The sequence below is a fragment of the Leptospira hartskeerlii genome (assembly GCF_002811475.1).
Classification (GTDB): domain Bacteria; phylum Spirochaetota; class Leptospiria; order Leptospirales; family Leptospiraceae; genus Leptospira_B; species Leptospira_B hartskeerlii.
On the sequence record NZ_NPDL01000018.1, the window covers coordinates 1 to 7944 of the forward strand.

Here is a 7944-nt window from a genome sequence, read left to right on the forward strand (position 1 = left end):
TCCGAAGGACTTGGCGCGAGGCTTGCCACGCAAGACGAGTGACAAAGCGAAATGTGGCGAAGCCTGGAGCGAGGGTGCGAAGCAACCCGAAGCGGAACGCCAGAGCCGATAGTTATGCGACGTGGCATCTATAGTTAAACTTATAATCTAAAATCTCACAAGTCGATTGGAGGTGGAAATAGTCCCATAAAACCACCATCTTTCACTGTTTGTTCCCAATTATTCGTGACTGCGCCAATAAAATAATCATATTCTTGAAAATTCAATTCTAGTATCGGATCCAAGCTTTTTAGAAATTGAACTTGTTTATTAGTGACTTCAAAGCAAGCAATCATCGGCTCATTTTCTGGCTGATCCCATTGAATTTGAAACAAGCGTAAATCACTTTTGGGTAAATTCTTTACATATACGAGTTCCTCTGTTCTTTTATCAAAGCACTCTAATTGTCGAATTAGCCATTCTGGTTCTTGAACCATCAATTCTTCCTCAAAAGACGTTAACTGCTAAAATTTATTAGTAATAAATTGATTTTTGCCATGTCGCATAACGACCAAGCCTAGCCGACGTTTGCGATGGCACGAGTTTGCTCAAGCAAACGAAGTGACAGAAGCAAATGTGCCGGAGGCCAAGCAAGGGTCGCGAAGCGATCCCGCAGCGCTGCGGCTGAGGCGAAAGTTATGCGCAGTGACCGAATATCCTTATCAGAGTTTTTCAAATGTTGCTATATAGTAATTAACACGATCTATACACTCAACAATTCGTTCTTCCGTCAACCGAACTACTCTACCATAATTTCCATGAGCAATATGGCCTCTAATCAGATACAACTCGCGAAGCTCGTTATACGATCTCAAATCCACTATTCCAGTATCCAAAAGAACTCTTATTGCTCTTTCAATAGGAAAAACAGCGCCTTGAAAAAGATTATTCTTCTCTGCATAATCCCTCAGAAGTTTCTCAAGCTTGATCCATAATAAAACATATTGATTTGTTAATATCTCAAATTCTTCTCCATAGCTAAAAGCCGCCGATACCGGAACCGATTTAAAAGAAATATCCAGTAATCCTTCAAAATATCGCTCTGCGTCCAGAATATAAAGTGATTTGGAAGTTGCAAGAAAGACAGATTCAATATAATGAAGATGTGGTTCCTTAGATTGTTTAAGCCAATCACCTTTAGAAGAATCGTAAGTCAGAAAGATAGCATCTGTTGCTTCATTTCTCATGAATTCAAGGACCTCGTGAAAAATGATGAAATCACCATATGGATCATCGGGTTTTTTAAGAATATCCCCCATTCCAGGGAAAATATAATATGATTTTGATTTATTTAATTCTTTGCTAACGTGTGCATCATCCTTTAAATCTTTCTTTAAAGAATCAAATTCATCTTTTACGACTTTTACATCATCCTCCTTTAAAACGTCAATTATTGAAAGACTAGAGTAAATCGTCAAATACTCATCCTGATGCTTTGCAGCTTTATGTTTTTTTACCGTCTCCGAGACTTTCTCTTGCAGAGAAGGAACTATTGCCTCAAAATCTTTTGACAATTTTTTAATTTTTTTCTCAATATCTTCATAATCAATTAAAATGGTTTTATTCTCATTTAAAAAAGATTTGACTGAATTTATACAATTCTTTTGAAAATTATCAATTAAGCTATTTGTTCCTTCTAAATAGAAGTAATCTACAACCTCTTCTCGATTTCTTAAGAATTCTTTCTGAATTTGTTTAGTTATAAATATTCTTTTAGAGTTATCTTTAATAAAACTGGAAAGTTTACTTCTCGCTTTAAATGAAAGCCTATACATCTGGAGGAGAACATTTGCGTCTAAAATAATAGGGAAATCAACTGTATTCGAAAGAACGTTATCAATTCTGTTAAAGTATTGATCTAGGCTCTTTTTATAATCTATAATGTTACTCTTTCCTAAAAGCTGAAGAAATGTCTGTTTCATAATATTAATTCTTATTTGATTATAAATTCATTGGTCATTGCGCATAACGACCAAGCCTAGCCGACGTTTGCAACGGCACGAGTTTGCTCAAGCAAACGAAGTGACGGAAGCAAATGTGCCGGAGGCCGGAGCGAGAGTTGCGTAGCAAGCTCGAAGCGTAGCGGCTGAGGCGAAAGTTAAGCGCCGTTAAGTAATATCAAGACAACTATCTCACCTTGATAATAGCTTTGTTCATTTGAAGAAAGATATTATCCAAGTCTTTAGAAGATAATAGATTATATGCAATTTCAATTGCATTCACAGTAAGTGAAAGATCTTCCGCATGAGTAAAGAAATGGTCAAAAACAAGAATCTTTTTATAGTCTTTCAATCTATAAGCTTCTTTGTAATTATTTAATTGAACTATTGCATTTGCCATTACGTCTTTTAGATGTCTAGCAAGTTTTTCAGGAGAAGGATATTCAAATCCAGAATATATTACCGTCAGCCGAGGAGCACCCTCTGAATTACGGTCAATACGGTAGCCGTAATCCCCTGAAAATCCATAATCATTTTTCTCGCGAATATCTTTAGATATATTTTGAATTAATGACTCATACTCTTTCCCTCTGGATTTTAGGGCTTTCGAATTATTTATCGAAACCAGAATATTATCTGTTAAATTGCCTAATTTATTCTCAACTTCCCTTTTAATTTTAGATAGTATGTCATGTCGAAGAGATCCTATTTTCTGCATATACGAAGGATCTTCAGTAACTTTCTTAATCTCAACGATACTCAGCAGGTCTCTAACTAAAAAATCTGGAGTTTGAAAATCGGTCTCAGGAATTCTTTCTATATTAATTATTTCAAATTCGCCAAAGTCATCAGCAATGAATTCAACAAATTCAGAAATTACATGGTTTTCCCGATCATCGTCCGATTGAGAGCTAAAATTTATTTTCATTTGATAATTGTTACTTAATGGCGCTTAACGACCAAGCCTAGCCGACGTTTGCGATGGCACGAGTTTGCTCATGCAAACGAAGTGACAGAAGCAAATGTGCCGGAGGCCAAGCAAGGGTCGCGTAGCGATCCCGCAGCGCTGCGGCTGAGGCGAAAGTTAGGCAGCAGTATCGCTCCTAACACGATGCACCCAAACCCTAATCTATAAAATCATCTACTAGCGAAAAAGTCAATTAGTGACTAATTCACTTTCACAATATAAGGTAGCGAACCCTTTTCGTTTCTTTTAATATCAAGGTTACTATAAATCAGAAGAAACCAAACATTATCAGAATTCTTTAGTCTACTATATAAGGCAAGAAAAGGGTGAAAAGCGGTCGAACCTTAAGTGGATCCTGATTCGGCTCTAAGGTAAAATTCAAAACTTATATTATAAAAAATAAAAGAAATCGCGATATTGCGCCTAACGACCAAGCCTAGCCGACGTTTGCAATGGCACGAGCTTGCCAAAGCAAGCGCAGTGACAGAAGCAAATGTGCCGGAGGCCGGAGCGAGGGTGCGAAGCAGCCCGAAGCGCAGCGGCTGAGGCGATAGTTATACGCCGTGCATAATTTTAATATTTGATATATTTTGCGTCCTTAATACTTCCCTTCAACTTATCTTTGAATTCTTCAATCTCTTCTTCTGATAATTCGAAAGTAATATTTTTGAGCTCATTAATATCGATTTTGATTCTTACTGCACCCAATTTTTTTAAAGTGCTTTTGGCCTTATCTCTTTTGATTATTTCAACTTCAGAATATTTGTCATTATCAGCAGGATGAACTATTACTTTTTTAATGTATTTCATTACCATACTCCATTCCTGAATTTTTCTAATATTAAAGATAGGCGAACAACATGTTTTGCTAGTATATCCACAATATCATCCCTATCAAATAAGGTTCTGTCGATCGTAAAACTGCTATCTAAACTTAAAATACCAAAGACACATTTATTATCTGTCTTAGACCAAATTGGAATGCTAATCACTGAGCCGATTTTGCTAACAAATGGTCTCACTCTAGACTTAAGACTCTTAACTGGTCTTCGGAAGGTATTATCCTTTTTGTCATAAATACAAATTCTGCTATTATCCCAAGCAGAACCACATGTACCTTCTGATTTTGACCAAAGGTAATCGAGTTCATCTTCGCTATAATGAATCTTTTCTATAGAAGAACCGAAATAGTAAATCTTCATGCCTGTGAAAAAGAAATATTTCCTTTTTTTAAGCATTATATTTACACGAAAGGTGGGAGAAGCTCCGTTCGAAATTTCCGCGACTTTAGTCGAATATTCTTTTACAATATCTGTAAATATAGCACCAATGATATTCGTAAACTCATCTACTTTATCATTCTTTTCGGGAAATTCGATAAGCGAGAAAGTCTGACGAATAATAAAAATGCTAACTATTGCAATTATAAAAATAATCTCATGCTTGGTTACGAAATTTGGGATATCATTCCCGAAGTATGTTTTTGTAGATTCTAAATTTGCTGCTCTAACTAATGGCAACCCACTGAATATCAATGAGTCGATAATTAAATCTGTTATTTTCTTTTTCATAAATATTTATGCATGGCGCCTAACGAACAAGGTGTTCCGACGTTTACGACGGCGCGAGTTTGCTCTGCAAACGAAGTGACGGAAGTAAATGTGGCGTAGCCCGAGCGAGAGTCGCGCTAGCGATCTCGAAGCGCTGCGGAAGCACCGATAGTTATGCGAAGTGCGGACTTTTAGCGCTTCGAAAACCCTGACACAATCTCATTACCAAAGTTCTCGACCAAAGGTGTATTAGGTGTTGCTACTACAATTTTATTCTCCCAACGATAAAAACAAACAGTTGAGTCAGAAAGACAAATCATACCATCTACAAATGTTACTTTACCGTTTATTTTCGAAGTCGTGCAGCCACCATCATCTCCTCCGTCGAAAAGAAGCCCGTGATAAGAACCAGAAGCTATTATTTGAATATACGAACGTTTTCCATTACAGACCCAATCACCATACCAAATTCCAGAGAAATCTTGAAGCTCGTTTGCGTTTTTCGATAATGAGTTAATCTGAGATAAATAACCATCAAATATCCAGCCTTCGTGCCAGGTATATTTAACTTTAAGCCAATTTCCTGAAATTCCATTAATAAGCTCACTAGGCTGCTTCGATTTTTCTTTAACAGCTACAATCTTGCCTGCTGGAATCAAGATTATAGCTTCAGATTGCACATTAGGTTCTGATCTCAAATTAAGCCCTTTAGCAGCTGTGATAAATCTATATTCAATCTCAATTAGTGGAGGATTCTTCGTTGTTATGCACCCAATAGAAATTAGAATAGCAGTGAAACTATAGAAGAAATATTTCATTCATGTTTTCCTTTGAAAGTTCGTAACCACTGATAAATTTTGTCCGCATTTCGTATAACGACCAAGCCTAGCCGACGTTTGCGATGGCACGAGTTTGCTCATGCAAACGAAGTGACAGAAGCAAATGTGCCGCAAGGCCGGAGCGAGGGTTGCGGAGCAAGCCCGAAGCGTAGCGGCTGAGGCGATAGTTATGCGAAGTAAACCATGTATAAAGATATTATCTTGGCGCGAAAAAGATAATCATTACTCCAAATAAAGCAATAGCTGAACCAATTAGATCAAATTTATTCGGTATAAAATTATCAAATTTCCAAGCCCAAACGAGTGACATTACTATAAAAATCCCACCGTATGTAGCATAGGTTCTTGCAAAATTGGCAGGCTGCCAAGTCGCAACTAAACCGTAAAAGCCTAAGATTATAAATCCAAGTATGCCAACACCTATTGATTTATTTTCACGGATCCAAAGCCAAACTAGATAACCGCCCCCGATTTCACATAGGCCGGCTAATATGAAAATAAGAGTAGGTTTTAAGTATAATAGAAATATTTCAGAATTTAACAATTTAAGCATGTGGGTTTTTTATCTATAAAACTACAATTTGGTGTACAAGCTGAATCGACTTTAATCAAATCATCTTTCAATTTTAAAAGTGCATGAATTTGTTCATCAATAATTTCTATATTTTTGTTAATAGACTTAGAAAGGTCATTACAATCAAGGAGGTTCGGTTTACCTATTTTGGTTAAATTTCGAATTTCAGATAGAGAAAAGTTTAATTTTCTCAGTGTCAGAATTAGCTGGAGTTGTTCTAAGACATCAGATGAATATTCTTTATAATTGTTACCTCTCCGAACGATAAGACAGTTTTTAAACAGACCTTCTTTCTCATAGAATCGAATTGTATCTCTCGAAATTCCAGTTTTTTTAACAATTTCACCGATTAACATTTTTTCGAAACCCCTATTGACAATAGAGTTAACTCCACGGTTTAGACTGATAAAAAATGAAACAGAGGTATAGAATGTTAAAAAACAGGAATCCACTACTAAAGTGGTCAGGAAAGTTATCCGTGGTAGGTATAGGGCTGTGCGGATTATGTTGTCTCGCCCCATTTGTAATTGGTATAAGTGGGCTAGCAGGATTTAGTTTTCTATTTGAATGGAGCGAGAAACTTGGATTAGTTTTCCTATCGTTTAGTTTAATATTACTAATAGTTTGGAAAATTAGAAAGAAACCTCACACTTGTTCAATTGACTGTTCATGTAAGCCTGGAAATACAAAATAATCTTTGGTTTATTTCGCATAACGACCAAGGGTTGGCGACGTTTCGCGAGTGCGAAAGCACTTGGCACGAGGCTTGCTCTGCAAGGCGAGTGACAAAGCGAAATGTGGCGAAGCCTGGAGCGAGAGTCGCGAATGCGATCTCGAAGCGTAACGCCAAGCCGAAAGTTAGTCGCCGTCTAAATATTTATTGACTGAATTTTCTAAAAGACATCCATTAGTCAACTTTAGGATATCACAATATGCCAAAATTTAGCGATTACATAAGCGTTATGCATCTCAGAGGCTTCTTTCTGTGGCAGAGTATAAAAAATGGCACTCAATCGTTCATTTTTAGCAGTGTGTTTTTCGATACAGCAAACTTTCTATTATCTACAATTATTGGCGGATTCTTATTTGCTGCTAAGGATTTTGAATTTGTAAAAGGATATTTTGTAAAACCGGAATTCTTTACGATATACTTCTCGATTTTACTTCTAATTATTGCTTCAATTGTGTTCTATTTCAAACGACGAATGACAGCGAGAAAAAACGATGCTTTCAAGAAGATCAATGAAGTTATGAACGAATCATTTTATATCATTATAGATTACTTCGGGGAAAGGATGAATTTAATTCACGAAGCTTCTTCAAAACAAAAGGTGAAAGTTTATCTTTCTGAAATTACAGAACCAAAATTATTCGAAAATCTCGCAAAATGCTTACATTCTTTTTTCAATAATTTATTCTCAGACAACCCACCTGAGACAAAAATCGATATCTATAAAGCTAACAATAATGCTTTGGAACCACTTCTCTTCCCAATGATAAATGGAATATTTATTAATGGAAGAAAATCTCATAGCTTCCGCATCATTAGTCCAACGAAAACGTACGCATCGTTAGCTGAATATAGTTTTTCAAGAAACCTGGTGGGTTTTTTAACAAATGTTGACAAAGTTCAAAGTATTCTAGATGGAATTTCTAATGAATCAAAGAAAGAGTATTATCGAGAAAGATTTCGTCTTTACTATGAAAGACACGATGGGTCCGAGGCTTTCGAATTAGGAACGATTATGACGTTCCCGCTCAAAAAGGGAACGAGTAGATACGGCGTGCTAACCATTGGATTTAAAGAAATCTCTTTAGATCATCACTTAAATTCGATAGGCATTAGCGAAGAAGACTTCCGAAATAATATTTCTACGTTTGTAGACAAATACACAGAATTTGTGACTACAATGAGTGCAGGAATCTTAAAGATTCGGGACCACATAAAATCATAATTTAGATGGCGACTAACGACCAAGGCTTGGCGACGTTCGCAATGGCACGAGCTTGCGCACAAGCAAGCGCAGTGACAGAA

The 7944-nt window shown here is 36.5% G+C and carries 9 protein-coding genes; 1 reads left to right on the top strand and 8 read right to left on the bottom strand.

The annotated features are described in order from the left end of the window. Positions 1–155: 155 nt before the first annotated feature. From CH352_RS18775 to CH352_RS18810, 8 genes are all read right to left on the bottom strand, one after another. On the bottom strand, positions 156–476 hold the full coding sequence (locus CH352_RS18775) for a DUF7683 domain-containing protein (protein ID WP_100708311.1): 321 nt from the start codon (positions 474–476) through the stop codon (positions 156–158). A gap of 225 nt (positions 477–701) precedes the next feature. After that, positions 702–1961: a PIN-like domain-containing protein gene (locus CH352_RS18780; RefSeq protein WP_100708312.1), complete on the bottom strand. Its 1260-nt coding sequence runs from the start codon at positions 1959–1961 to the stop codon at positions 702–704. 205 nt (positions 1962–2166) lie between these two features. Beyond that, positions 2167–2907 carry a hypothetical protein gene (locus CH352_RS18785; protein WP_100708313.1) on the bottom strand — a complete coding sequence of 247 codons (741 nt, stop codon included), beginning with the start codon at positions 2905–2907 and terminating at the stop codon, positions 2167–2169. 612 nt (positions 2908–3519) lie between these two features. Continuing rightward, on the bottom strand, positions 3520–3756 hold the full coding sequence (locus CH352_RS18790) for a hypothetical protein (RefSeq protein ID WP_100708291.1): 237 nt from the start codon (positions 3754–3756) through the stop codon (positions 3520–3522). Next, entirely contained in the window at positions 3756–4517 is a 762-nt protein-coding gene (locus CH352_RS18795) for a hypothetical protein (RefSeq protein WP_100708287.1), read from the bottom strand. The genes CH352_RS18790 and CH352_RS18795 overlap by 1 nt, the downstream gene beginning before the upstream one ends. Before the next feature lie 170 nt (positions 4518–4687). Then, a complete protein-coding gene (locus tag CH352_RS18800) occupies positions 4688–5314 on the bottom strand; it encodes an SH3 domain-containing protein (RefSeq protein WP_100708288.1) in 627 nt (208 codons plus the stop codon). A 217-nt stretch (positions 5315–5531) separates the two neighbouring features. Then, entirely contained in the window at positions 5532–5888 is a 357-nt protein-coding gene (locus CH352_RS18805; RefSeq protein WP_207766727.1) for a YnfA family protein, read from the bottom strand. Further along, complete coding sequence (locus CH352_RS18810) at positions 5873–6265, bottom strand: MerR family transcriptional regulator (RefSeq protein WP_100708289.1); 393 nt, start codon at positions 6263–6265, stop codon at positions 5873–5875. The genes CH352_RS18805 and CH352_RS18810 overlap by 16 nt, the downstream gene beginning before the upstream one ends. Before the next feature lie 576 nt (positions 6266–6841). On the opposite strand from CH352_RS18810, the gene CH352_RS18815 reads away from it, so the two are divergent. Then, positions 6842–7864 carry a hypothetical protein gene (locus CH352_RS18815; protein ID WP_100708290.1) on the top strand — a complete coding sequence of 341 codons (1023 nt, stop codon included), beginning with the start codon at positions 6842–6844 and terminating at the stop codon, positions 7862–7864. Positions 7865–7944 lie beyond the last annotated feature (80 nt).